The sequence below is a fragment of the Streptococcus mitis genome (assembly GCF_023109105.1).
GTDB classification, from domain to species: Bacteria; Bacillota; Bacilli; order Lactobacillales; family Streptococcaceae; genus Streptococcus; species Streptococcus mitis_BW.
Map to the genome: position 1 here is coordinate 35,543 of NZ_JALDTZ010000001.1, position 22,803 is coordinate 58,345.

Here is a 22,803-nt window from a genome sequence, read left to right on the forward strand (position 1 = left end):
CTCTTACCTGGCTTTTTCTTATGGAAAATTTCTTAGGAAACTTGACAAGTTTTTCTAACTATAGTATACTTCTTAAGTAAGCTGATTTAGCTCAGTTGGCAGAGCGCATCCATGGTAAGGATGAGGTCGCCGGTTCAATCCCGGCAATTAGCATAAAATAGACAGAAAAACTCTTGATTTATAAGGGTTTTTGTTATGTCTGCCCCAAATTTTTCAAAAATATTTTTTAGCGTGAAAGAGAAGAAATAACCTTTGAAAGCCAAGGTTTTTCTTGTAGAACTGTATAAATGAAGCAAAAGAGTTTCGTCTGTTGACAAAAGTGATTCTCTTTAGTAGAATAGAAGATGCGATGAGTCGATAGGTAGTCTTCGGACTACTATTGAGCATAAGGAGGTCATAACGCAGGAGCGGACCTTGATGAGTTGTGTGAACCTGCTCATCACATGAAGATGCCTCTTAGTCCCTGGTCTAACGACTGGGGATTTTTATTTTAAAAAAACGATGAAAAAACTTTGCAAATCATGGAAAAAGTAGTATAATACATCTATTATAGAAATTTTTAGAAAATTCCGAAAGAGGTTACTTATGGGATATACAGTTGCTGTAGTCGGCGCGACAGGTGCTGTCGGAGCTCAGATGATAAAAATGTTGGAAGAATCAACACTTCCAATCGATAAAATTCGCTTACTTGCTTCTGCACGTTCAGCAGGTAAGACTTTGAAATTTAAAGATCAAGATATTACGATTGAGGAAACGACTGAAACAGCTTTTGAAGGAGTTGATATTGCTCTCTTTTCAGCAGGTGGTTCTACATCAGCTAAGTATGCACCATACGCAGTGAAGGCTGGGGCGGTAGTAGTAGATAATACATCTTACTTCCGTCAAAATCCAGATGTTCCTTTGGTTGTTCCAGAGGTCAATGCTCATGCACTTGATGCTCACAACGGAATCATCGCCTGCCCTAACTGTTCAACAATTCAAATGATGGTGGCTCTTGAGCCTGTTCGTCAAAAATGGGGCTTGGACCGTATCATTGTCTCAACTTACCAAGCAGTTTCAGGTGCTGGTATGGGGGCAATTCTTGAGACACAACGTGAACTTCGTGAAGTTTTGAATGATGGTGTGAATCCACGTGATTTGCATGCCGAAATCTTACCTTCAGGTGGTGACAAGAAACATTATCCTATCGCCTTCAATGCTCTTCCACAAATTGATGTCTTCACTGACAATGATTACACTTACGAAGAGATGAAGATGACTAAGGAAACTAAGAAAATTATGGAAGATGATAGCATTGCAGTATCTGCAACATGTGTGCGTATTCCAGTCTTGTCAGCCCATTCTGAGTCAGTTTATATAGAAACAAAAGAAGTGGCTCCAATCGAAGAAGTAAAAGCGGCTATCTCAGCCTTCCCAGGTGCTGTTCTTGAAGATGATGTGGCTCATCAAATCTATCCTCAAGCTATTAATGCAGTGGGTTCACGTGATACCTTTGTTGGTCGTATCCGTAAAGACTTGGATGCAGAAAAAGGAATTCACATGTGGGTTGTGTCAGATAACCTTCTCAAAGGTGCTGCTTGGAACTCAGTTCAGATTGCTGAAACTCTTCATGAACGTGGATTGGTTCGTCCAACTGCCGAATTGAAATTTGAATTAAAATAGTCATATCGTTTAGGAGTTCAGTTGAACTCCTTCTTTAAAATAGAAAGGTGTTTCTCATGTCTTATCAAGATTTAAAAGAGTGTAAAATTATCACGGCCTTTATTACCCCTTTCCATGAGGATGGTTCCATCAACTTCGATGCTATTCCAGCCTTGATTGAGCACTTGTTGGCCCATCATACGGATGGAATTCTTCTCGCGGGAACGACAGCTGAGAGTCCAACTTTGACCCACGATGAAGAGTTGGAACTCTTTGCGGCAGTTCATAAAGTTGTCAATGGACGTGTTCCTTTGATTGCAGGTGTAGGTACCAATGATACGCGTGATTCTATCGAATTTGTCAAAGAAGTCGCAGAATTTGGTGGTTTCGCAGCTGGGCTTGCTATTGTGCCTTACTACAACAAACCTTCTCAAGAAGGAATGTACCAGCACTTTAAGGCGATTGCAGATGCTTCTGACCTACCAATTATTATCTATAACATTCCTGGCCGTGTCGTTGTTGAATTGACTCCAGAAACCATGCTTCGATTGGCAGACCATCCTAATATTATCGGTGTCAAAGAATGTACGAGCTTGGCCAATATGGCTTATTTGATTGAACACAAGCCAGACGAGTTCTTGATTTATACAGGTGAGGATGGGGATGCTTTCCATGCCATGAACCTTGGTGCTGACGGGGTTATTTCTGTTGCCTCTCATACAAATGGGGATGAAATGCACGAGATGTTTACTGCCATTGAAGAAAGCGATATGAAAAAAGCCGCAGCTATTCAGCGTAAATTCATTCCTAAGGTTAATGCCCTCTTCTCTTATCCAAGTCCTGCCCCAGTTAAGGCAGTTTTGAACTACATGGGATTTGAAGCTGGACCAACACGATTACCTCTAGTTCCAGCACCAGAAGAAGATGCAAAACGCATTATCAAGGTTGTTGTAGATGGAGACTACGAAGCGACCAAGGCAACTGTAACAGGTGTCTTAAGACCAGATTATTAATCAGTAGAAAAAGAATCCATAATCGAATGATCATGGATTCTTTTTATTTTCCTAAACAGAATTGGCTAAAGAGCTGGGTGATGAGTTCATCAGGAGCAGCATCCCCAGTGATTTCACCGAGGATTTCCCAAGTACGAGTCAAATCAACTTGAAGCAAGTCAACTGGCATCCCCAGTTCCAGCCCTTCATTAACAGCTTGTAAGCTTTCGACTGCTTTTTCAATCAAGGAAATGTGACGGGCGTTAGATAGATAAGTAGCATCTTGCTCAACCAAACCAGCATTTTCAAAGAAGAGGTTGTTGATTCTCTCTTCAATCTTATCGATGTTTTGATTTTTAAGGACTGAAATACGGATGACATCTTCTGGAAGTTCCGAAGTCTCAATCGTTTCAGGCAGGTCTGTTTTATTAAGTAGAATAATGCGGTTGCTATCTTGACTAATTTCTAGGAGTTGACGATCTTGGGCAGTTAGTTGTTCACTGGCATTTAGGACTAGAAGAACCAAGTCAGCTTCCTTAAGGGCTTTTTTCGAACGCTCAACACCGATTTGTTCAACTATATCATCTGTTTCACGAATACCGGCTGTATCAATCAATTTTAGGGGAACACCGTTGATGTTGACGTATTCTTCGATGACATCTCGGGTTGTCCCAGCGATATCTGTTACGATAGCCTTGTCCTCGCGCAAGAGATTGTTGAGAAGGCTTGATTTTCCAACGTTTGGACGACCAATGATAGCCGTTGAAATTCCTTCACGAAGGATTTTACCGCGACGGGCTGTTCTAAGGAGATTGGTTAGTAATTGCTCAAATTCCATAGTCTTTTCACGGACAACAGCAGTAGTGGCTTCCTCAACATCGTCATACTCAGGATAGTCGATATTGACCTCAACTTGGGCAAGTGTATTGAGGATTTCTTGACGGGTATTATTAATGAGATCAGAAAGGGAACCATCTAGTTGTTTGACTGCAATGTTCATGGCTTTGTCAGTCTTGGCGCGGATGATATCCATCACAGCCTCAGCCTGTGTCAAGTCTACACGACCATTTAGGAAGGCACGTTTGGTAAATTCACCAGGTTCAGCCAATCGAGCTCCTTCACGGATAGCTAGTTGGAGAATCTCATTGGTCACGGCAATCCCACCGTGGGTATTAATCTCGATAATATCCTCACGAGTGAAGGTTTTTGGAGACTTCATGGCTCCAACCATGACCTCGTCCATGACTTTTCCAGTCAGAGGATCAACAATGTGACCGTAGTTGAGAGTGTGGCTGGCAACCTTGCTCAAGTCTTTTCCTTTAAATATTTTTTGCGCAATAGCAAAACTGTCTGTTCCGCTCAAGCGGACAATACCAATAGCCCCTTCACCTAGTGGAGTAGAGATAGCAGCGATGGTATCAAATTCACGTGTAATCATAGTTTTTCCTTTAATTAATAGCTCTTTTTTTGGAAAATTTTCCAAGTCTCTTTTCAAATTGTAACAAATTTAGGCTATTTCTTCAATGAATGCTACTTGGAGATTGAAAAAGCCTAAGCAAATCTGCTTAAGCTAGCTTATTTGGTGCGCATTTCCCCTTGTGGGAAGTAAGTTCCTTCTGGCATGTCGTTGATGATGACATGGACAGCAGACTGAGGGGCTCCTGTGTTGCGAACAACAGCTTCCGTTACTTCCTTAGCAAGAGCCTTCTTTTGCTTGAGCGTGCGTCCTTCAAATAAATCGATGCGTACAAATGGCATAATAGCTTCCTCCACTAGTTTTTGATTTCTTCTATTTTACCACATTTTGCCGTTTAAAGCTTAAGAAAATTATGATATACTAGAATGTAGCAAAAATTTAGAAATGGACGTGAAGCAAGAAACATGGCACAGTTGTATTATCGTTATGGGACCATGAACTCTGGTAAGACGATTGAGATTCTCAAAGTGGCCTATAACTATGAGGAGCAAGGAAAAGGTGTTGTGATTATGACCTCGGCTCTAGATACGCGTGACGGTGTTGGCTATGTGTCGAGTCGTATTGGTATGAAACGCCCTGCCCTTGCCATTGAGGAAACGACGGATATCTTTGGCTATATTCGAGACTTACCAGAAAGACCTTACTGTGTGTTGGTCGATGAAGCCCAGTTTCTCAAGCGTCATCATGTTTATGATTTAGCTCGTGTCGTTGATGAGCTAGATATACCCGTCATGGCTTTTGGTTTGAAAAATGACTTTCGCAATGAACTATTCGAAGGATCTAAACATCTTTTGCTACTAGCAGACAAGATTGATGAGATTAAAACCATATGTCAGTATTGCAAGAAAAAGGCGACAATGGTTTTACGAACACAGGATGGACTGCCCGTTTATGATGGAGAACAGATCCAGATTGGTGGTAATGAAACCTATATCTCAGTTTGCCGTAAACATTATTTTGCCCCTGAAATCAATAAGGAGAATAAGTAAGAATGAATATCTATGATCAACTACAGGCTGTAGAAGACCGTTACGAAGAGTTGGGAGAATTGCTCAGTGACCCAGATGTGGTCTCTGATACCAAACGTTTTATGGAGCTTTCAAAAGAAGAGGCTTCAAGTCGTGATACGGTTACGGCTTACCGAGAATACAAACAAGTCCTTCAAAACATCGTTGATGCTGAAGAGATGATTAAGGAATCAGGTGGAGATGCTGACTTGGAAGAAATGGCCAAGCAAGAGCTCAAAGATGCCAAGGCTGAAAAAGAAGAATACGAAGAAAAACTGAAAATCTTGCTCCTTCCAAAGGATCCAAACGATGACAAGAACATCATCCTTGAAATTCGTGGAGCTGCAGGTGGAGATGAGGCTGCACTTTTCGCTGGCGACCTCCTAACTATGTATCAAAAGTACGCTGAAGCTCAAGGTTGGCGCTTTGAAGTCATGGAAGCATCCATGAATGGTGTCGGCGGTTTCAAGGAAGTAGTTGCTATGGTTTCGGGTCAATCTGTATACTCTAAACTCAAGTACGAATCAGGTGCCCATCGTGTACAACGTGTCCCTGTGACAGAAAGCCAAGGCCGTGTTCATACTTCAACTGCGACGGTTCTTGTCATGCCTGAAGTAGAAGAAGTTGAATACGATATTGATCCAAAAGACCTTCGTGTCGATATCTACCACGCCTCTGGTGCTGGTGGACAGAACGTCAATAAGGTTGCGACTGCCGTTCGTATCGTTCACTTGCCGACCAATATTAAGGTTGAGATGCAGGAAGAACGTACCCAGCAGAAAAACCGTGAGAAGGCTATGAAGATCATCCGTGCGCGTGTGGCGGACCATTTTGCACAGATTGCTCAAGACGAACAAGACGCTGAGCGTAAGTCGACAATCGGTACTGGGGATCGTTCAGAACGTATCCGTACTTATAATTTCCCACAAAACCGTGTCACAGACCACCGTATTGGCTTAACCCTCCAAAAACTAGATACGATTTTGTCTGGTAAATTGGATGAAGTTGTGGATGCCTTGGTGCTTTATGACCAAACACAAAAATTAGAAGAATTAAACAAATAATGAAATTAGCTCAATTATTTTCAGATTTTGAAGAAGAATTGATAAGACAAGGAGAGGAAGCTGAAAGCCTCTCTTTTGTCTATCGTAGCCTGAAAAACCTCTCTTTTACAGACTTTGTTTTTGCCCTTCAGCAGGAAGTGACAACAGAGGAAGAACTATTTGTAGAGGATATTTACCAGCAGTTAGCAGCTCATAAACCAGCCCAGTACATTATCGGTCATGCAGATTTCTTCGGAATGCAGTTAAAAGTTGATGAGCGGGTTTTGATTCCTCGTCCAGAGACAGAGGAGTTGGTTGGGCTTATCCTAGATGAAAATTCTGAGGAAAATCTAAAGGTCCTAGATATCGGGACTGGAAGTGGAGCCATAGCCCTTGCACTAGCAAAAGCTAGATCAGATTGGTCGGTGACAGCGGCAGATATTTCTCAAGAGGCCCTTGACCTTGCATCCGATAATGCCAAAAATCAAAAACTTAATATATTTTTTAAAAAATCTGATTGTTTTGCAGAAATTTCTGAAAAATATGATATAATTGTTTCCAATCCACCCTATATCTCTCGTAAAGATGAGTCAGAGGTAGGTTTGAATGTTTTGCATTCAGAACCTCATCTAGCTCTCTTTGCAGATGAGGATGGTCTGGCAATTTACCGTAGAATTGCGGAAGATGCAAAAGACTATCTCAAAGATGGTGGTAAGATTTACCTTGAAATTGGATACAAGCAAGGTCAAAGTGTCCCTGAACTTTTTAGGAAACATCTTCCTGATAAAAGAGTTCGAACACTCAAGGACCAGTTTGGTCAAGATAGGATGGTTGTCGTTGATGATGGACAGGATTAGACAAGAGTTGGAAAAGGGTGGAGCTGTTGTTCTGCCTACAGAGACCGTTTACGGTCTCTTTGCAAAAGCTCTAGACGAACAAGCAGTGGACCATGTTTACCAACTCAAACGTCGTCCAAGAGACAAGGCGCTCAATCTCAATATCGCCTCTCTCAAGGACATCTTACACTTTTCTAAGAACCAGCCAACTTATCTACAAAAACTTGTAGAGACCTTTTTACCAGGACCTTTGACCATTATTCTCGAAGCTAATAACAGAGTTCCTTATTGGGTTAATTCTGAACTTGCAACTGTTGGATTTCGGATGCCCAGTCACCCCATTACGCTGGATTTGATTCGAGAGACAGGTCCCTTGATTGGGCCGTCTGCCAATATCTCAGGTCGGGCAAGTGGCGTGACCTTTGATCAGATTCTAGAGGATTTTGACCAAGAGGTTCTGGGGCTGGAAGACGATGCTTTTCTAACCGGACAGGATTCAACTATCTTGGACTTGTCTGGAGACAAGGTGAGAATCTTACGCCAAGGGGCGATTAAGCGAGAAGATATTCTTGCTCAGTTGCCAGAGATTTCTTTTGAGGAGGAATGAGATGCTAAGAGATTTGCAAGAAACAGATGTGAAAGCTATTTGTGATATCAACCAAGAGGCTTTGGGTTATTCTTTTAGTCTAGAGGAAACGGCTAGTCAACTAGTTAGACTGTCTCAGGATTCCCATCATTTCCTTCTTGGTTATGAGGACGCAGCTAGTCATGGCTTACTTGGATATGTGCACGCTGAGGTTTACGAATCACTCTATTCTAAAGCAGGATTTAATATCTTAGCCTTAGCAGTTTCGCCTCAAGCGCAAGGTCAAGGTATCGGTAAATGTTTACTGCAAGGGTTGGAACAAGAAGCAAAAAGACGTGGTTATGAGTTTATCCGCTTAAATTCTGCCGATCATCGTCTGGGTGCTCATGCATTTTATGAAAAAGTTGGTTATACTTGTGATAAAATGCAGAAACGGTTTATTCGCATCATTTAGTTTATTTTCTTAAACTAAATGACCTGTCACACTATAAAGGAGAAGACCTATGATTTTTGACCAAGATGATTTTAAAGCATACGATGCTGATCTCTGGAATGCTATTGCCAAAGAAGAAGAACGCCAACAAAACAATATCGAGTTGATTGCTTCCGAAAACGTAGTTTCCAAGGCTGTTATGGCAGCTCAAGGGTCTATCTTGACGAATAAATATGCCGAAGGCTACCCAGGACGCCGTTATTATGGTGGAACGGATGTGGTAGACGTAGTAGAAACTCTAGCCATTGAACGTGCAAAAGAAATTTTCGGTGCCAAATTTGCCAATGTCCAACCACACTCAGGAAGCCAAGCTAACTGTGCGGCTTACATGGCCTTGATTGAGCCAGGTGATACGGTTATGGGAATGGATTTGGCAGCAGGTGGTCACTTGACCCACGGAGCTCCTGTCAGCTTCTCTGGTCAAACCTACAACTTTGTTTCTTATAGTGTGAATCCTGAAACCGAACTCTTGGACTTTGATGCTATTTTAAAACAAGCTCAAGAAGTAAAACCTAAACTAATCGTAGCAGGTGCTTCAGCCTATTCTCAAATTATCGACTTTTCAAAATTCCGCGAAATCGCTGATGCTGTTGGAGCTAAGCTCATGGTAGATATGGCCCATATCGCTGGTTTGGTTGCAGCTGGACTACATCCAAGTCCAGTTCCATACGCTCATATCACTACAACAACTACCCACAAAACTCTTCGAGGACCACGTGGTGGTTTGATTTTAACCAATGATGAGAACCTAGCTAAGAAAATCAATTCAGCTATTTTCCCTGGTATTCAAGGCGGTCCTTTGGAGCATGTTGTGGCGGCTAAAGCTGTTTCCTTCAAAGAAGTCTTAGATCCAGCCTTCAAGGAATATGCTGCAAATGTTATCAAGAACAGCAAGACTATGGCAGATGTCTTCTTGCAAGATCCTGATTTCCGTATCATCTCTGGCGGGACTGAAAACCATCTCTTCCTAGTGGATGTGACTAAGGTTGTAGAAAACGGAAAAGTTGCTCAAAACTTGCTGGATGAAGTCAATATTACCCTAAATAAAAACTCAATCCCTTACGAAACCTTGTCACCATTCAAGACAAGTGGGATTCGTATCGGATCTGCAGCCATTACTGCACGTGGATTTGGTGAAGAAGAAAGCCGTAAAGTAGCTGAACTGATCATTAAAACCCTTAAGAATGCAGAAAATGAGGCTGTCTTAGAAGAAGTGAGAAGTGCAGTTAAAGAATTAACAGATGCCTTCCCATTATACGAGGACTAAAACTTTTATGGACATTTATATTAAGAAAGCCATTATCCATCAGTTTAGCCCGGATGATACCGAGCTGTTTCTAGCGGATAAGTTTCTCAATATCACTCCAAAAATCGAAGAATACCTGCGTAAAAAAATTGAACGTGTGTATTCAGATGAAGCCAAGACTGGGATTTTCGAAGAAGAAAATCCCTTCTTCAATCACATCACAGACGATTTGTTGGAGACATCAGTAACACTGGCTAATCTCTGGAAAGAAGAGTTTAGCATTTCAGAAAATCTCAAGACCAATGACTTGATTTTTGTACAATTTTCTAAAGAAGGTATAGAACATTTCGCTTTCTTGAGAATTGCCCTGCGGGAGACCCTGACCCACTTAGGTGGAGAAGTTGATAATCCCATCAAGCTGACTCAGAATAACCTGCCTGGATTTGGGACAGGTGCTGACGAGGCCTTGGTGGTCAATCTTCAAAGTCGTAAGTATCACCTGATTGAAAAACGAATCAAGTACAACGGGACTTTTTTGAACTATTTTTCAGATAATCTTCTTGCTGTCGCTCCTAAGATTTCTCCTAAGAAATCTATCAAGGAACTGGAAAAAACAGCCCAGAGAATTGCTGAATCCTTTAATACAGATGATTTTCAATTTCAATCCAAGGTCAAATCAGCGATTTTCAATAACCTAGAAGAAAGCAATGAATTGTCACCTGAGAAACTGGCTAATGACCTTTTTGGCAATAATCTAACAGCTCGTTTGAGCTTTATTGACCAAGTTAAAGAAGCTGTACCAGAACCTGTTCAATTTGATGAAATTGATGCCAGTCGCCAATTAAAGAAATTTGAAAACCAAAAACTCTCCTTGTCAAATGGAATTGAACTCATCGTTCCCAATAACGTCTATCAAGACGCCGAGTCTGTTGAGTTTATCCAAAACGACAATGGAACCTACTCTATCTTAATCAAAAATATCGAGGATATCCAAAGTAAATAATGTTTAAACGAATTCGAAGAGTGCTTGTACTAGCAGTCTTCCTTTTTGCTGGCTATAAAGCTTACCGCGTTCACCAAGATGTCAAGCAAGTCATGACCTATCAACCCATGGTGCGCGAAATCTTGAGTGAAAAAGATACACCAGCAAACGAAGAGCTTGTGCTCGCTATGATTTATACTGAAACCAAAGGAAAAGAAGGCGATGTCATGCAGTCTAGTGAGTCTGTAAGTGGTTCCACCGACACCATCAATGATAATGCCTCTAGCATTCGGCAAGGCGTTCAAACTCTGACAGACAATCTCTATCTGGCCCAGGAGAAGGGGGTAGATGTCTGGACGGCTGTTCAAGCCTATAATTTTGGACCTGCCTATATCGATTTTATCGCCCAAAATGGTAAGGAAAATACCTTGGCTCTGGCTAAACAGTACTCTCGTGATACTGTTGCTCCCTTGCTTGGTAATTCCACTGGAAAGACTTATAGTTATATTCACCCCATTTCCGTTTTTCACGGTGCAGAACTCTATGTAAATGGAGGAAACTATTATTATTCTAGACAGGTGCAACTCAACCTTTACATCATCAAATGTTTCACTCTCTTTTCTACATCTGGCTAGTCCAGGTGTTTTTGTTATAAGTTTTCTTTAAGATAGATATATTACTCTAGAAAGGTAAAGGAGGAAATTCCCTATGAGAAAGAAACTCTTTCTGACCAGTGTTGCGGTCTTGTGGGCAGTAACAGCTATGAATAGTGCCCATGCAGCAACAGATGTTCAAAAAGTAATCGACGAAACCTATGTTCAACCTGAATATGTTTTAGGTTCATCCCTATCTGAAGACCAAAAAAATCAAACTCTTAAAAAATTGGGCTACAATGCCTCATCAGACACCAAAGAACTTAAGATCATGACACCGGATGTCTATTCTAAAATCATGAATGTAGCCAATGACTCTAGCTTACAGTTGTATTCATCAGCCAAGATTCAAAAACTGGGTGACAAGTCGCCACTTGAGGTTAAGATTGAAACACCAGAAAACATCACTAAGGTGACTCAGGATATGTACCGAAACGCAGCAGTAACCTTGGGTGTGGAACATGCTAAAATCACTGTAGCAGCGCCTATTCCAGTTACAGGTGAGAGTGCTTTAGCCGGGATTTATTATTCGCTAGAAGCTAATGGAGCCAAGGTGCCGCAAGCCAACAAAGATTTGGCTCAAGAAGAGTTGAAGGCTTTGTCAGATATCAATGCTGAAAACAAGGACAAGTCAGGCTTTGATGCTAATAAATTAAACGTTGCCCTAGCTGATATCAAGTCAGGAATCGCCAAAGCTAAAGAAAGCAAGGGAAATCTGACAGAGGAAGATGTTCGTAAAATCGTTGAAGATACCTTGAAAAATTACAAACTTGATCAGGTTATAACAGGAAACCAGATCAATATCATCATCAATTTTGCTTTGAATCTTTCAAAGAGTGATATCCTCAGCAATGCAGACTTCACTAAAACCCTAAATGACCTTAAACAAAGCATCGTTTCACAAGCTGGCGACAGTTTTAAAAATATCAACCTTAACTTTGATGCGGATAAGGCGCTAGAGGACGGTGGGAACTTCTTAAGCTCCCTCTGGCAAGCCATTGTCAACTTCTTCAAGAGTTTTGGTTCTTAAGAAATTTCATGGTATAATAGATGGTAACCGCAACGTTGCCGTCTTTTTTGTCGGCCAATAGAAAGAGAAAAGAATGTTAAAGAAAAATGATATTGTAGAAGTTGAAATTGTTGATTTGACCCACGAAGGTTCAGGCGTGGCCAAGGTGGATGGTTTGGTATTTTTTGTAGAGAATGCTCTACCGAGTGAAAAAATTCTCATGCGTGTCCTCAAGGTCAATAAAAAGATTGGCTTTGGGAAGGTTGAAGAATACCTTGTCCAGTCACTACACCGTAATCAAGATCTAGATTTGGCTTACCTACGTTCAGGAATTGCTGATTTAGGACACCTTTCCTATCCAGAACAGCTCAAATTTAAAACCAAGCAAGTCAAGGACAGTCTATACAAGATTGCAGGAATTGCTGATGTAGAGGTTGCTGAAACTTTGGGTATGGAAAATCCAGTCAAGTATCGAAATAAGGCGCAGGTGCCTGTTCGTAGAGTGAATGGTGTCTTAGAAACTGGATTTTTCCGTAAGAATTCCCACGACCTCATGCCTTTGGAAGATTTCTTTATCCAAGATTCTGTGATTGACGAGGTAGTAGTGGCCCTACGCGACTTGCTCCGTCGTTATGATTTGAAACCTTATGATGAAAAGGAACAAGCTGGCTTGATTCGAAACCTTGTGGTGCGTCGCGGACACTATTCAGGACAAATCATGGTTATTTTTGTGACAACTCGTCCGAAGATTTTCCGAGTGGACCAATTGATTGAACAACTAATCAAGCAGTTCCCAGAGATTGTGTCTGTTATGCAAAATATCAACGACCAAAATACCAATGCGATTTTTGGTAAGGAGTGGCATACACTTTACGGACAAGACTTTATCACTGACAAAATGCTTGACAATGACTACCAAATCGCTGGCCCAGCCTTTTACCAAGTCAATACTCAAATGGCTGAGAAGCTCTATCAAACAGCCATTGACTTTGCTGAATTAAAAGAAGATGATGTGGTCATTGATGCCTATTCTGGTATCGGGACGATTGGCCTCTCTGTTGCCAAACATGTCAAGGAAGTCTATGGTGTTGAAGTCATTCCAGAAGCGGTTGAGAATAGCAAGAAGAATGCCCAACTGAACAATATTTCAAACACCCACTATGTCTGTGATACAGCTGAAAATGCTATGCAGAATTGGCTCAAAGATGGAATTCAACCAACCGCAATCCTGGTTGACCCACCCCGCAAGGGTTTGACCGAAAGTTTTATCAAAGCAAGCGCGCAAACAGGAGCTAACCTCATCGCCTATATCTCCTGTAACGTCGCGACTATGGCGCGTGATATCAAACTCTACCAAGAATTGGGATATGAGCTAAAGAAAGTACAGCCGGTGGATCTTTTTCCGCAAACGCATCACGTGGAGTGTGTAGTGTTGCTACAACGAAAAAAAGGGTGAAAATCCTTGATTTTAAGCTATTTTACAAGCATTTTGTCTTTGTAGATAAAGGCAATTTTGACGTCAAAAAAGTCCTAAAAAGGCACATAGATGTATATGTATTTGTTGATGTCGTTTGCGCATCGGAAAAATGAATACAACAATAAATATTTATCTAAAGAGAGAACAATTGTATATTGTTCTCCTTTTTTTATTTTCAGGAGGGAAAATGACAAAAGAATTACAATCATCACGCTATATTGTCATTTCATTTTTAGTACGTGAAATGGGAATAGATATTGTTGAGGCCATATCTATTATGGCTGAATTGGAAAAAAGTGGCTTGGTTCACTTGGAATCAAGTGGAGATTTAACACTCAAAGAACTTGGAGGAGCGCTATGAAACGAATTACCGCAAATCAATACCAAACTTCAGAACGGTATTATAAATTACCTAAAATTCTTTTTGAGGATGAGAAATATATGGATATGAAACTAGAAGTAAAGGTGGCTTATTCTATTTTAAAAGATCGTTTAGAATTATCTCTCAGTCGTGGTTGGATAGATGAAGAAGGGGCAGTCTATTTAGTATTTTCTAATTCTAAACTGATGAGACTGTTAGGTTGTTCGAAGTCAAAATTACTGTCCATCAAAAAAATTCTTAAAGAATATGACTTAATTGATGAAGTCCAACAGTCTTCAAGTGAGAAAGGAAGACTAGCTAATAAGATTTATTTAGGGGAATTATCTTCTACCCCAGTAGCTAGTTCGAACAGGCCTAGTGTTAAAAAAAGACTAGGGCAGGATGAAAATGAAACGGCCCCCGTCTCTTATTCAACCCCTAGTGAGACTGAAGTTAGTGAGACTAAATATAGTGAGACTGATTCTTTATTTATTGAGGAAGAGGAAGAAAGGAATTCTCAACATATTTTGAGAAGAAAAGTAGAAAAGGTCACAAAATATGATCGAGATTATATTTGGGGATTGGTACAAGATCAATTTAGACGAGAGGGTTTTTCTGAAACAGCCAGTGAAATTGCTATGACTGACTTTGAGAGAATCTATCAGTATGCTCTTGACAATGTTCGCTTTGTTAGACGAGCGGAAGTACTTGCTGAATTTGTGTTTAATGGCCTATATTCCGTTTGGAATAACCGTGTTAGAAAAGGAGGTGGTTAAAATGTCGCCAATCGAGTGGATATTAGTTATGCTCATTGTCATTTCAAGTGGTGTGATACTTTGGACATTGATAGTCGATCAGAAAGGGGTAATCAAGAAATGAGATTTATTGATTTATTTTCAGGTATCGGTGGTTTTCGACTAGGAATGGAAAGTGTTGGACACGAGTGTATTGGATTTTGTGAGATTGATAAATTTGCTAGGAAATCTTATAAGTCTATATTTCAAACGGAAGGAGAAATAGAATTTCATGACATACGAGATGTTTCAGATGACGAATTTAAAAAACTTAGAGGGAAAGTCGATGTCATCTGTGGGGGATTCCCTTGTCAAGCATTTTCAATCGCAGGAAGACGATTGGGATTTGAAGATACTAGAGGAACTTTGTTCTTTGAAATTGCTCGAGCGACCAAACAAATCCAACCACGTTTTCTTTTTCTTGAAAATGTTAAAGGCCTACTCAATCACGATAAGGGACGGACGTTCACCACAATCCTTACCACGCTTGATGAATTGGGGTTTGATGTTGAGTGGCAGGTGCTTAACAGTAAGGATTTTGGCGTTCCCCAAAACAGAGAGAGGGTGTTTATTATCGGACATTCTAGAAAGAGAGGTACCCGACTCTTATTTCCTTTCAGACGAGAAGGTCAAGCAACTAACTCTGAGACTTTAAAAATATTAGGGAATTTGAATCCATCAAGAAGTGGAATGAGTGGTAAAGTCTATTATTCAGAAGGTCTTGCGCCAACCTTAGTTAGTGGAAAAGGAGAAGGATTTAAAGTTGCGATTCCTTGTATGACACCAGACAGATTAGAAAAGAGACAAAATGGTAGACGTTTCAAGGATAATCAAGAGCCAATGTTTACTTTAAATACTCAGGATCGCCATGGTATTGTCGTTGTTGGAGATTTACCAACTAGCTTTAAGGAAACTGGTCGCGTCTATGGAAGTGAGGGCTTATCTCCAACACTGACTACGATGCAAGGTGGAGATAAAATTCCCAAAATACTGATTCCAGAACCAATCCAATTTTTAAAAGTCCGGGAAGCAACGAAAAAAGGATATGCTCAAGCAGAGATTGGGGATTCAATCAATTTAGAAAGACCAAGTTCTCAGTATCGTCGTGGTAGAGTTGGAAAAGGTATAGCGAATACGTTAACAACTAGTGGGCAAATGGGAGTAGTAGTTGCTAGCTATGAAGGAGAAGATAAGCAAGTTTATCATGTAGCCGGTGTCTTAATAGATGGACAATTTTACCGTTTGAGAATACGACGAATCACTCCTAAAGAGTGTTTTCGCCTGCAGGGTTTTCCTGATTGGGCTTTTGAAGCTGCTAGAAAAGTCTCTAGTAATAGTCAGCTCTATAAACAAGCTGGTAATAGTGTAACCGTTCCTGTGATTGCCGCAATCGCAAAGAAATTAAAAGAAATAGAGGAAAAAGATGAAAGCATTAAATAAAGAGTCAATACTATATTGTGATGAATTAGAAACAGAATTACATGATGCAGAAATGATGCAATTGGATGAACAAATATTTTTGATGCCCAATTATCCATGTGAGTTTGAAGTAAAATTTTTAGATGATTACCATAAAAAACATAATTACCCACTATTTTATGAATCCTATCTTCAAAACATTATGGAATTCCTGGAAAGTCAGGATATAAAGAACGGAGCTGATGCCTTTGTAGATGATCATCATAATCTTGTTTTTGTTTTATATGGGCAAGGCTATCGAGCCGAGGGAAAAGAGGGAATACTTACAACCCAAGTAACTGTAAAAGCTTTTGATGAAGACAAGAAACCGATTAACTTCGCAAATTTATTAGATTCCTTAATCGTTTCAGAATATCAAATGGAACCGAATCTTTGGGAGGTTTCTCATGATTGATCTCTATCTAAGTAAAAATAGCCAAAGAAATCAACTTCTTTTAGACTTCTTTCAAAAATACGGCATCGAGGTATCTTGTCATTCAGTTTCTGAAATGACAAAGGACAAATTAATTGAGATGATGAGCTATTCTTCAGATTGTTTCGAGTTTTTATCTCCAAATTTATTACGTTTTAAGAATCGAGATAACCTAAAATTAACAGATTTCATCGAAATGATATTAAAAAATCCTGAACTAACCATCAGACTTCCTCTTGCGGTTTCAAATAAGCGAGTTTATCCAAATCTGAATCTGGAGGAGGCTAGAGCTTTATTGCCAAGAGATACGAAACAATTGATTTACATGGCACAAACACATTATTTATCAAGTTAAAGGAGAATCAATATGGCAGAACGATTTTGGGAGAACTTGTCCATTATTTTGGCTGAAAGAAATATCAGCTGGATTGAGTTAACCAGAAAAATGTTTGCGGGAGAGTTTCACTATCCAAGTGAATTGAATCGTTTGTATCAAAAGATTCGTCACTATAAGATGGAACAACGAATGCCTCAAAGTCCATGGGTAGAAAGGATTGTGCAGGTATTAGATTTAGATTATGAAGATTTATTTCGGAGGTAACTATGAAAAGAATAATTCCAGTTTATATATTCCAACAAGTAAATGTCCTATTGGTATCTCTATACTTACTGAAATTTCTTTGTATCGGTGAGTTAACTATACTACAGATTCTCTATGGAGCGTCACTCAGTTCTTTTTTATGGATGTATGGCCAACGAAAACAAGTGGCCAAGGTCAATATGAAAATTAGGATAAAGTGGATTGGTATTGGATTCGTTAGTCTACTGATTATAAGTCTATGTTTTAGTCTGATTCATGCTCAAGAAAGCACGAATCAAGCAAACTTAATTGGCCTTCAACATCAAGTTCCTTGGTTTTCATTTTTATTGTTCTTAACCAATGCGAGTATGGTTGAAGAATTTCTGTATCGAGAAATTTTATGGAACTTGGTTAGAAAATTAGATATACGAGTTGCTTTGACAAGTGTTTTATTTGCTTTAGCTCATCATCCAGGAACCATTCTAGCTTGGTGTTTGTATGTTTCACTTGGGATGTTTTTAGGTATGGTGCGCTATAAATCTGACTTATGGGGCAGTATGGGGCTACATTTAGTGTGGAACCTACTAGTTTATAGTTTGATGTTTTTTTAAAATAGGTGATCTGATTTATCTCATAAATCAGTAGTTTTTATAGGATTATTTTTAATTCGGAAACAAAAATGTATTAACAGCATAAAATAAAGAAACTAGGAACATTTTTTCTATTTTTTTAGAAATAAAATGTTGTATAGAAATTCCGAAAGAAATAATAAAATAAAAATATAAATTAATAAAACAGGTATATATGAGCGTATTGACGTCGACAAATGTTCTTGCAAAGCATAAAATACAAATTAAAAGAATAAAAAATTGTTATATTTCTATATTTGTTGTTCTGTTATGAAATGAAAGAAATTGGAAACTAGTTTCTAAATCATGAAAAATATTGAAAAAAAAAAAAAATAAGTGTTAAAATAAAGAATGTAAACGTTTACTTTAACAAAGGAGCTCATATGTTACTACAAAAAGAACTAATTCCAATGATAGAAGCTAACTTACCAAATATGGCATATGCTGAAAAAGACGTTGCTAAATTCTTCTTAAAACAGCAATCTCTGGATAATTATTCATGTGAGGCATTGTGCGAATGCCTTAATGTATCCAAAGCAACATTGACTCGATTTGCGAAAAAATGTGGTTTTAAAGGTTTTAGACAATTCATTTTCAAATACCAAGAGATGATTCGTGAGAAAGAAAAGTTAGCATTGTATACAGAGGCTACAGAAAAAGTTTTATCCGACTATGAAGAAATGTTGAGAAAAACTTACACGGTTCTTGATGAAGTTCAACTTGAGCGTATTGCTGAGATGATAGAAACTGCTGAGCGTGTATATCTTTATGGTAAAGGAAGTTCTGTTCTTGCTTTAGAAGAAATGAAGATGAGATTTATGCGTCTCGGAGTCATTGGTGAAGTATTATCAGACGAGGATATGATTTTGTGGAGTAGCTTATTACTTAATGAAAATTGCCTTGTCATTGGAGCATCCGTTTCAGGTCAAACTGATATTGTACTAGAAGGTCTTCAAAAAGCTGCGGATAAAGGCGCTAAAACAGTTTTAATGACTACAAGAAAATTTGACGAAGAAGATTGTTTCTTTGATGAACTATTGTTATTAGCTTCGACCAATCATCTCTCGTATGGCAATCGCATATCACCTCAGTTTCCAATACTTTTAATTACAGACTGCTTATTCTCTCATTATCTGGAAAGTCCAGAGAGACAATATTATTACAATCAAACTATTATCCATAAGGAGGAATAATAAAATGAGCCAAATTTGGACTAAAGAGAAATTTATAAGTCAAGTCCATGGTGGAGTCATTGTTTCTTGTCAAGCTTTACCCGGTGAACCCCTTTATAATGAAGAATTTAGCTTGATGCCTTTTATGGCTAAAGCAGCTTTAGAGGCAGGAGCAGTGGGCATTCGCGCAAATTCTGTGCGTGATATTAAAGCAATTCAGAAAGTAGTAGATTTACCAATAATTGGAATTATCAAAAGAGATTATCCACCTCAAGAACCATATATTACTGCTACGATGAAAGAGGTAGATGAACTTGTAGAATGCGGAACAACAGTCATTGCATTTGATGCAACTTTAAGACCAAGATATGATGGCTTAGTTGTCAGTGAATTTATCAAAAAAATAAAAGAAAAATATCCTAATCAATTGTTGATGGCGGATGTAAGTAATTTTGATGAAGGTCTCTATGCATTTAAATCAGGCGTTGATTTTGTTGGTACAACATTATCAGGCTACACAAGTACAAGTGTACAATCAGATGAGCCTGATTTTGAACTAATGAAAAAATTGGCTGATTTTAATATTCCGGTAATTGCCGAAGGAAAAATTCATTATCCAGAACAATTAAAAAAAGCTTATAGTTTAGGTGTTACCAGTGTTGTCATTGGTGGAGCGATTACACGTCCAAAAGAAATTGCTCAGCGATTTATTAATGTCATCAAATAAAAAACAATATAAAGGAGAAATCTGATGAAAGATTTAACTAAATACAAAGGCGTTATTCCTGCATTTTATGCTTGCTATGATGAAAATGGTGAAATTAGCCAAGAACGTGTAAAATCTCTGGTGCAATATTTCATTGACAAAGGTGTAAAAGGTATCTATGTAAATGGTTCTTCAGGTGAATGTATTTACCAAAGTGTAGAAGATCGTAAACAAATTATTGAAGCTGTTATGGAAGTTGCTAAAGGTAAATTAACAGTTATCAACCATGTTGCATGTAATAACACGAAAGATAGTATTGAATTGGCAAAACATTCAGAAAGTGTTGGAGTCGATGCTATTGCTGCTATCCCACCTATTTACTTCAAATTGCCAGAATATTCAATCGCAGCATATTGGAATGCAATGAGTGAAGCTGCGCCAAATACAGATTTTATCATTTATAATATTCCACAATTGGCAGGAGTTGCGTTGACTGGTAGTTTGTATGCAACAATGCGTCAAAATCCTCGTGTGATTGGAGTTAAAAATTCTTCTATGCCTGTACAAGATATTCAAATGTTTGTAGCTGCAGGTGGAGAAGATTACATTGTATTCAATGGTCCAGATGAACAATATCTTGGTGGTCGCTTGATGGGAGCAGAAGCTGGTATTGGTGGTACTTATGGCGTTATGCCAGATTTGTTCTTGAAATTGGAAAGTTTGATTCAAGAACGAGATTTAGATACTGCTAAAAAACTTCAATATGCTATCAATGAAGTTATCTATAAGATGGTATCAGGTAAGGCAAATATGTATGCTGTAGCAAAAGAGGTTTTGCGTCTAAATGAAAAACTTGATTTAGGTTCTGTTCGTCAACCCTTAGAAGCATTGGCAGAAGGTGACTTGGAAGTTGCAAAACAAGCAGCAGAACTTATTCAACAAGCACGAAAAGAATTTTTATAATAAATAAAATCAATATGGAGATATGTTATGGGCACAACAGGATTTACGATAATTGACTTAATTATCTTGATTGTTTATTTACTTGCGGTGTTGGTTGCAGGTATCTATTTCTCTAAAAAGGAGATGAAAGGAAAAGAGTTCTTTAAAGGAGATGGTTCGGTTCCTTGGTATGTTACTTCGGTATCCATTTTTGCCACAATGCTCAGTCCGATTTCCTTCTTGGGACTCGCTGGTAACTCTTATGCAGGTAGTTGGATTTTATGGTTTGCTCAATTAGGGATGGTAGTAGCTATTCCACTGACAATTCGTTTTATCTTACCTATCTTTGCACGGATAGACATCGATACGGCATATGATTACTTGGATAAACGTTTTAATTCTAAAGCACTTCGTATTATTTCAGCACTCTTGTTTATTATTTATCAATTGGGACGTATGTCTATCATTATGTACCTCCCATCAGCTGGATTAGCAGTCTTGACAGGAATTGACATCAATATTTTGATTATTTTGATGGGTGCAATTGCAATTGTTTATTCTTATACTGGTGGTCTAAAATCCGTATTATGGACAGACTTTATTCAAGGTGTAGTTCTGTTTAGTGGTGTCGTTGTAGCTTTATTTGTACTGATGGCTAATATTAAAGGTGGCTTTGGTGCAGTAGCAGAAACATTAGTAAACGGTAAATTCCTTGCTGCAAATGAAAAACTTTTCGACCCTAACTTGCTTTCAAACTCCATCTTCTTAATCGTGATGGGTTCAGGCTTTACAATCTTGTCTTCCTATGCTTCATCTCAAGATTTGGTTCAACGTTTTACTACAACACAAAATATTAAGAAACTTAATAAGATGTTGTTCACAAACGGTGTCTTGTCACTTGCAACTGCAACAGTCTTTTACTTGATTGGTACAGGCTTGTACGTATTCTATCAAGTACAAAATGCAGGTAGTGCAGCTAGCGATATCCCTCAAGACCAAATCTTTATGTACTTTATTGCATACCAGTTACCAGTAGGTGTCACAGGTTTGATCTTGGCAGCGATTTATGCAGCAGCTCAATCAACTATTTCAACAGGTTTGAACTCTGTTGCAACTTCATGGACATTGGATATTCAAGATGTCATTTCTAAAAATATGTCAGACGATCGTCGTACGAAAATTGCACAATTCGTATCTCTAGCAGTAGGTTTATTCTCAATTGTTGTTTCCATTATCATGGCTCATTCAGATATTAAATCTGCATACGAATGGTTCAATAGTTTCATGGGACTTGTACTTGGTCTACTAGGTGGTGTATTCATTCTTGGTTTTGTTTCTAAAAAAGCAAATAAACAAGGTGCTTATGCAGCGCTGATTGTATCAACCATCGTTATGGTATTTATTAAATACTTCCTTCCTCCAACAGCTGTTAGCTACTGGGCATATTCATTGATTTCAATTTCTGTATCAGTAGTTTCAGGTTATATTGTATCTGTTCTTACTGAAAATAAAGTATCTGCACCTAAATATACAACGATTCATGATATTTCAGAAATTAAAGCGGATTCAAGTTGGGAAGTTCGTCACTAGTCACTAATAGAAAAGAGAAAATAATATGATTATTTCTGAACAATCTGATTTTAGACGATATGCTTCTGTCAATAAACATTTTTCAAAAGTCTGTGATTTTTTAGAAAATACAAATTTGACAGATTTAGTTGATGGAAAAATTGATATTGACGGGGAAAATGTTTTTGCAAATTGTATGACTTATCTAGCTGATGGAGTTCCAGGAGATATTTTTGAAACTCATAAGAAATATTTAGATATTCATATTGTTGTTGAAAATACAGAAAAAATGGCAGTAACTTCCCCAGTTCGTGCTCAGTCACGTGTACCTTTTAGCGAAGAGAAGGATATTGCTTTTTACGATAGCAAAGACTATCAAATTGTTGAATTGCTCCCAGGGAATATGTTGGTGACTTTTGAAGAAGATCTTCACCAACCAAAGATTCATTGCAATGATGAAACTGTTAAAAAACTTGTTATCAAAGTTTTAAACGAGGAAAAATAAAATGAAAAAAAATATTAAACAATATGTAACCTTAGGTACTGTAGTGGTATTATCAGCATTTGTTGCTAACTCAGTTGCAGCTCAGGAGACTGAAACTTCTGAAGTATCAACACCAGAGTTGGTGCAACCTGTTGCACCAACGACTTCGATTTCGGAAGTACAACATAAATCGGGTAACTCTTCGGAAGTTACTGGACAACCTCGAACAGTTG

27 protein-coding genes and 1 tRNA gene are annotated in these 22,803 nt (G+C 38.7%); 26 read left to right on the forward strand and 2 right to left on the reverse strand.

The annotated features are described in order from the left end of the window. Positions 1–80 precede the first annotated feature (80 nt). The 3 genes from M1F37_RS00220 (at position 81) to dapA (ending at position 2,654) form a co-directional block, all read left to right on the forward strand. A tRNA-Thr gene (locus M1F37_RS00220) sits at positions 81–153 on the forward strand. Positions 154–585: 432 nt separating this feature from the next. Then, positions 586–1,662: an aspartate-semialdehyde dehydrogenase gene (locus M1F37_RS00225; RefSeq protein ID WP_218764390.1), complete on the forward strand. Its 1,077-nt coding sequence runs from the start codon at positions 586–588 to the stop codon at positions 1,660–1,662. Positions 1,663–1,718: 56 nt separating this feature from the next. Continuing rightward, on the forward strand, positions 1,719–2,654 hold the full coding sequence (gene dapA, locus M1F37_RS00230; protein ID WP_247934288.1) for a 4-hydroxy-tetrahydrodipicolinate synthase: 936 nt from the start codon (positions 1,719–1,721) through the stop codon (positions 2,652–2,654). A 43-nt stretch (positions 2,655–2,697) separates the two neighbouring features. Here the strand turns inward: dapA and mnmE are convergent, their stop codons facing one another. Together mnmE and M1F37_RS00240 are read right to left on the reverse strand one after the other, a co-directional pair. Continuing rightward, a complete protein-coding gene (gene mnmE / locus M1F37_RS00235; RefSeq protein WP_247934289.1) occupies positions 2,698–4,071 on the reverse strand; it encodes a tRNA uridine-5-carboxymethylaminomethyl(34) synthesis GTPase MnmE in 1,374 nt (457 codons plus the stop codon). 137 nt (positions 4,072–4,208) lie between these two features. Then, positions 4,209–4,391 carry a 4-oxalocrotonate tautomerase gene (locus M1F37_RS00240; RefSeq protein ID WP_247934290.1) on the reverse strand — a complete coding sequence of 61 codons (183 nt, stop codon included), beginning with the start codon at positions 4,389–4,391 and terminating at the stop codon, positions 4,209–4,211. Between the two features lie 123 nt (positions 4,392–4,514). Here M1F37_RS00240 and M1F37_RS00245 point away from each other — a divergent pair, with 123 nt between their 5' ends. From M1F37_RS00245 to M1F37_RS00355, 23 genes are all read left to right on the forward strand, one after another. Further along, positions 4,515–5,099, forward strand: a complete 585-nt coding sequence (locus M1F37_RS00245; RefSeq protein ID WP_247934291.1) for a thymidine kinase — start codon at positions 4,515–4,517, stop codon at positions 5,097–5,099. 2 nt (positions 5,100–5,101) lie between these two features. Then, a complete protein-coding gene (gene prfA, locus M1F37_RS00250) occupies positions 5,102–6,181 on the forward strand; it encodes a peptide chain release factor 1 (RefSeq protein ID WP_001028807.1) in 1,080 nt (359 codons plus the stop codon). Beyond that, positions 6,181–7,017 carry a peptide chain release factor N(5)-glutamine methyltransferase gene (gene prmC / locus M1F37_RS00255; protein ID WP_247934292.1) on the forward strand — a complete coding sequence of 279 codons (837 nt, stop codon included), beginning with the start codon at positions 6,181–6,183 and terminating at the stop codon, positions 7,015–7,017. Before prfA ends, prmC begins: the two co-directional genes overlap by 1 nt. After that, entirely contained in the window at positions 7,001–7,603 is a 603-nt protein-coding gene (locus tag M1F37_RS00260) for an L-threonylcarbamoyladenylate synthase (RefSeq protein WP_247934293.1), read from the forward strand. The genes prmC and M1F37_RS00260 overlap by 17 nt, the downstream gene beginning before the upstream one ends. A 1-nt stretch (position 7,604) precedes the next feature. Further along, on the forward strand, positions 7,605–8,036 hold the full coding sequence (locus M1F37_RS00265) for a GNAT family N-acetyltransferase (RefSeq protein ID WP_247934294.1): 432 nt from the start codon (positions 7,605–7,607) through the stop codon (positions 8,034–8,036). Between the two features lie 49 nt (positions 8,037–8,085). Continuing rightward, positions 8,086–9,342 carry a serine hydroxymethyltransferase gene (glyA, locus tag M1F37_RS00270; protein WP_247934295.1) on the forward strand — a complete coding sequence of 419 codons (1,257 nt, stop codon included), beginning with the start codon at positions 8,086–8,088 and terminating at the stop codon, positions 9,340–9,342. Between the two features lie 7 nt (positions 9,343–9,349). After that, the gene (locus M1F37_RS00275; protein ID WP_247934296.1) at positions 9,350–10,324 is read left to right on the forward strand and encodes a nucleoid-associated protein; all 975 of its coding nucleotides are present in this window, start codon (positions 9,350–9,352) and stop codon (positions 10,322–10,324) included. Further along, a complete protein-coding gene (gene pmp23 / locus M1F37_RS00280) occupies positions 10,324–10,938 on the forward strand; it encodes a lysozyme family protein (RefSeq protein WP_247934297.1) in 615 nt (204 codons plus the stop codon). Before M1F37_RS00275 ends, pmp23 begins: the two co-directional genes overlap by 1 nt. Positions 10,939–11,011: 73 nt before the next feature. Next, on the forward strand, positions 11,012–11,986 hold the full coding sequence (locus M1F37_RS00285; protein ID WP_247934298.1) for a DUF1002 domain-containing protein: 975 nt from the start codon (positions 11,012–11,014) through the stop codon (positions 11,984–11,986). Between the two features lie 73 nt (positions 11,987–12,059). Beyond that, positions 12,060–13,421 (forward strand): 23S rRNA (uracil(1939)-C(5))-methyltransferase RlmD, encoded by a 1,362-nt coding sequence (gene rlmD, locus M1F37_RS00290; protein ID WP_247934299.1) that lies wholly within the window; start codon positions 12,060–12,062, stop codon positions 13,419–13,421. Positions 13,422–13,629: 208 nt separating this feature from the next. Next, a complete protein-coding gene (locus tag M1F37_RS00295) occupies positions 13,630–13,803 on the forward strand; it encodes a hypothetical protein (RefSeq protein WP_125448097.1) in 174 nt (57 codons plus the stop codon). Further along, on the forward strand, positions 13,800–14,579 hold the full coding sequence (locus tag M1F37_RS00300) for a replication initiator protein A (protein ID WP_173876106.1): 780 nt from the start codon (positions 13,800–13,802) through the stop codon (positions 14,577–14,579). Before M1F37_RS00295 ends, M1F37_RS00300 begins: the two co-directional genes overlap by 4 nt. Before the next feature lie 99 nt (positions 14,580–14,678). Next, entirely contained in the window at positions 14,679–16,037 is a 1,359-nt protein-coding gene (dcm, locus tag M1F37_RS00305) for a DNA (cytosine-5-)-methyltransferase (RefSeq protein ID WP_173876107.1), read from the forward strand. After that, positions 16,021–16,470, forward strand: a complete 450-nt coding sequence (locus M1F37_RS00310; RefSeq protein ID WP_247934300.1) for a hypothetical protein — start codon at positions 16,021–16,023, stop codon at positions 16,468–16,470. The genes dcm and M1F37_RS00310 overlap by 17 nt, the downstream gene beginning before the upstream one ends. Continuing rightward, the gene (locus M1F37_RS00315; protein WP_101776863.1) at positions 16,463–16,843 is read left to right on the forward strand and encodes a hypothetical protein; all 381 of its coding nucleotides are present in this window, start codon (positions 16,463–16,465) and stop codon (positions 16,841–16,843) included. Before M1F37_RS00310 ends, M1F37_RS00315 begins: the two co-directional genes overlap by 8 nt. A 12-nt stretch (positions 16,844–16,855) precedes the next feature. Then, the gene (locus M1F37_RS00320) at positions 16,856–17,089 is read left to right on the forward strand and encodes a hypothetical protein (protein ID WP_000840776.1); all 234 of its coding nucleotides are present in this window, start codon (positions 16,856–16,858) and stop codon (positions 17,087–17,089) included. A gap of 2 nt (positions 17,090–17,091) precedes the next feature. Further along, positions 17,092–17,679: a CPBP family intramembrane glutamic endopeptidase gene (locus tag M1F37_RS00325; protein ID WP_101776864.1), complete on the forward strand. Its 588-nt coding sequence runs from the start codon at positions 17,092–17,094 to the stop codon at positions 17,677–17,679. Positions 17,680–18,080: 401 nt separating this feature from the next. Next, positions 18,081–18,890 (forward strand): MurR/RpiR family transcriptional regulator, encoded by an 810-nt coding sequence (locus tag M1F37_RS00330; RefSeq protein WP_101776865.1) that lies wholly within the window; start codon positions 18,081–18,083, stop codon positions 18,888–18,890. Positions 18,891–18,894: 4 nt separating this feature from the next. Further along, entirely contained in the window at positions 18,895–19,596 is a 702-nt protein-coding gene (locus M1F37_RS00335) for an N-acetylmannosamine-6-phosphate 2-epimerase (protein WP_024058030.1), read from the forward strand. Positions 19,597–19,620: 24 nt separating this feature from the next. Then, positions 19,621–20,538, forward strand: a complete 918-nt coding sequence (locus M1F37_RS00340; protein ID WP_045611612.1) for an N-acetylneuraminate lyase — start codon at positions 19,621–19,623, stop codon at positions 20,536–20,538. A 27-nt stretch (positions 20,539–20,565) separates the two neighbouring features. Then, complete coding sequence (locus M1F37_RS00345) at positions 20,566–22,107, forward strand: sodium:solute symporter (protein WP_247934301.1); 1,542 nt, start codon at positions 20,566–20,568, stop codon at positions 22,105–22,107. Between the two features lie 25 nt (positions 22,108–22,132). After that, entirely contained in the window at positions 22,133–22,591 is a 459-nt protein-coding gene (locus M1F37_RS00350) for a YhcH/YjgK/YiaL family protein (protein WP_000587140.1), read from the forward strand. 1 nt (position 22,592) lies between these two features. Further along, the coding region (locus tag M1F37_RS00355) for a hypothetical protein (RefSeq protein ID WP_247934302.1) at positions 22,593–22,803 on the forward strand (211 nt) is incomplete at its 3' end.

Coding starts and splice junctions, on each gene's coding strand:
- pmp23 (WP_247934297.1), top strand. CDS start 10,324: ATGTTTAAACGAATTCGAAGAGTGCTTGTACTAGCAGTCTTCCTTTTT.
- glyA (WP_247934295.1), top strand. CDS start 8,086: ATGATTTTTGACCAAGATGATTTTAAAGCATACGATGCTGATCTCTGG.
- M1F37_RS00225 (WP_218764390.1), top strand. CDS start 586: ATGGGATATACAGTTGCTGTAGTCGGCGCGACAGGTGCTGTCGGAGCT.
- M1F37_RS00295 (WP_125448097.1), top strand. CDS start 13,630: ATGACAAAAGAATTACAATCATCACGCTATATTGTCATTTCATTTTTA.
- prmC (WP_247934292.1), top strand. CDS start 6,181: ATGAAATTAGCTCAATTATTTTCAGATTTTGAAGAAGAATTGATAAGA.
- M1F37_RS00265 (WP_247934294.1), top strand. CDS start 7,605: ATGCTAAGAGATTTGCAAGAAACAGATGTGAAAGCTATTTGTGATATC.
- mnmE (WP_247934289.1), bottom strand. CDS start 4,071: ATGATTACACGTGAATTTGATACCATCGCTGCTATCTCTACTCCACTA.
- M1F37_RS00310 (WP_247934300.1), top strand. CDS start 16,021: ATGAAAGCATTAAATAAAGAGTCAATACTATATTGTGATGAATTAGAA.
- M1F37_RS00350 (WP_000587140.1), top strand. CDS start 22,133: ATGATTATTTCTGAACAATCTGATTTTAGACGATATGCTTCTGTCAAT.
- M1F37_RS00330 (WP_101776865.1), top strand. CDS start 18,081: ATGTTACTACAAAAAGAACTAATTCCAATGATAGAAGCTAACTTACCA.
- M1F37_RS00300 (WP_173876106.1), top strand. CDS start 13,800: ATGAAACGAATTACCGCAAATCAATACCAAACTTCAGAACGGTATTAT.
- M1F37_RS00340 (WP_045611612.1), top strand. CDS start 19,621: ATGAAAGATTTAACTAAATACAAAGGCGTTATTCCTGCATTTTATGCT.
- M1F37_RS00315 (WP_101776863.1), top strand. CDS start 16,463: ATGATTGATCTCTATCTAAGTAAAAATAGCCAAAGAAATCAACTTCTT.
- M1F37_RS00260 (WP_247934293.1), top strand. CDS start 7,001: ATGATGGACAGGATTAGACAAGAGTTGGAAAAGGGTGGAGCTGTTGTT.
- M1F37_RS00345 (WP_247934301.1), top strand. CDS start 20,566: ATGGGCACAACAGGATTTACGATAATTGACTTAATTATCTTGATTGTT.
- prfA (WP_001028807.1), top strand. CDS start 5,102: ATGAATATCTATGATCAACTACAGGCTGTAGAAGACCGTTACGAAGAG.
- M1F37_RS00320 (WP_000840776.1), top strand. CDS start 16,856: ATGGCAGAACGATTTTGGGAGAACTTGTCCATTATTTTGGCTGAAAGA.
- M1F37_RS00335 (WP_024058030.1), top strand. CDS start 18,895: ATGAGCCAAATTTGGACTAAAGAGAAATTTATAAGTCAAGTCCATGGT.
- rlmD (WP_247934299.1), top strand. CDS start 12,060: ATGTTAAAGAAAAATGATATTGTAGAAGTTGAAATTGTTGATTTGACC.
- M1F37_RS00275 (WP_247934296.1), top strand. CDS start 9,350: ATGGACATTTATATTAAGAAAGCCATTATCCATCAGTTTAGCCCGGAT.
- dapA (WP_247934288.1), top strand. CDS start 1,719: ATGTCTTATCAAGATTTAAAAGAGTGTAAAATTATCACGGCCTTTATT.
- dcm (WP_173876107.1), top strand. CDS start 14,679: ATGAGATTTATTGATTTATTTTCAGGTATCGGTGGTTTTCGACTAGGA.
- M1F37_RS00325 (WP_101776864.1), top strand. CDS start 17,092: ATGAAAAGAATAATTCCAGTTTATATATTCCAACAAGTAAATGTCCTA.
- M1F37_RS00285 (WP_247934298.1), top strand. CDS start 11,012: ATGAGAAAGAAACTCTTTCTGACCAGTGTTGCGGTCTTGTGGGCAGTA.
- M1F37_RS00240 (WP_247934290.1), bottom strand. CDS start 4,391: ATGCCATTTGTACGCATCGATTTATTTGAAGGACGCACGCTCAAGCAA.
- M1F37_RS00245 (WP_247934291.1), top strand. CDS start 4,515: ATGGCACAGTTGTATTATCGTTATGGGACCATGAACTCTGGTAAGACG.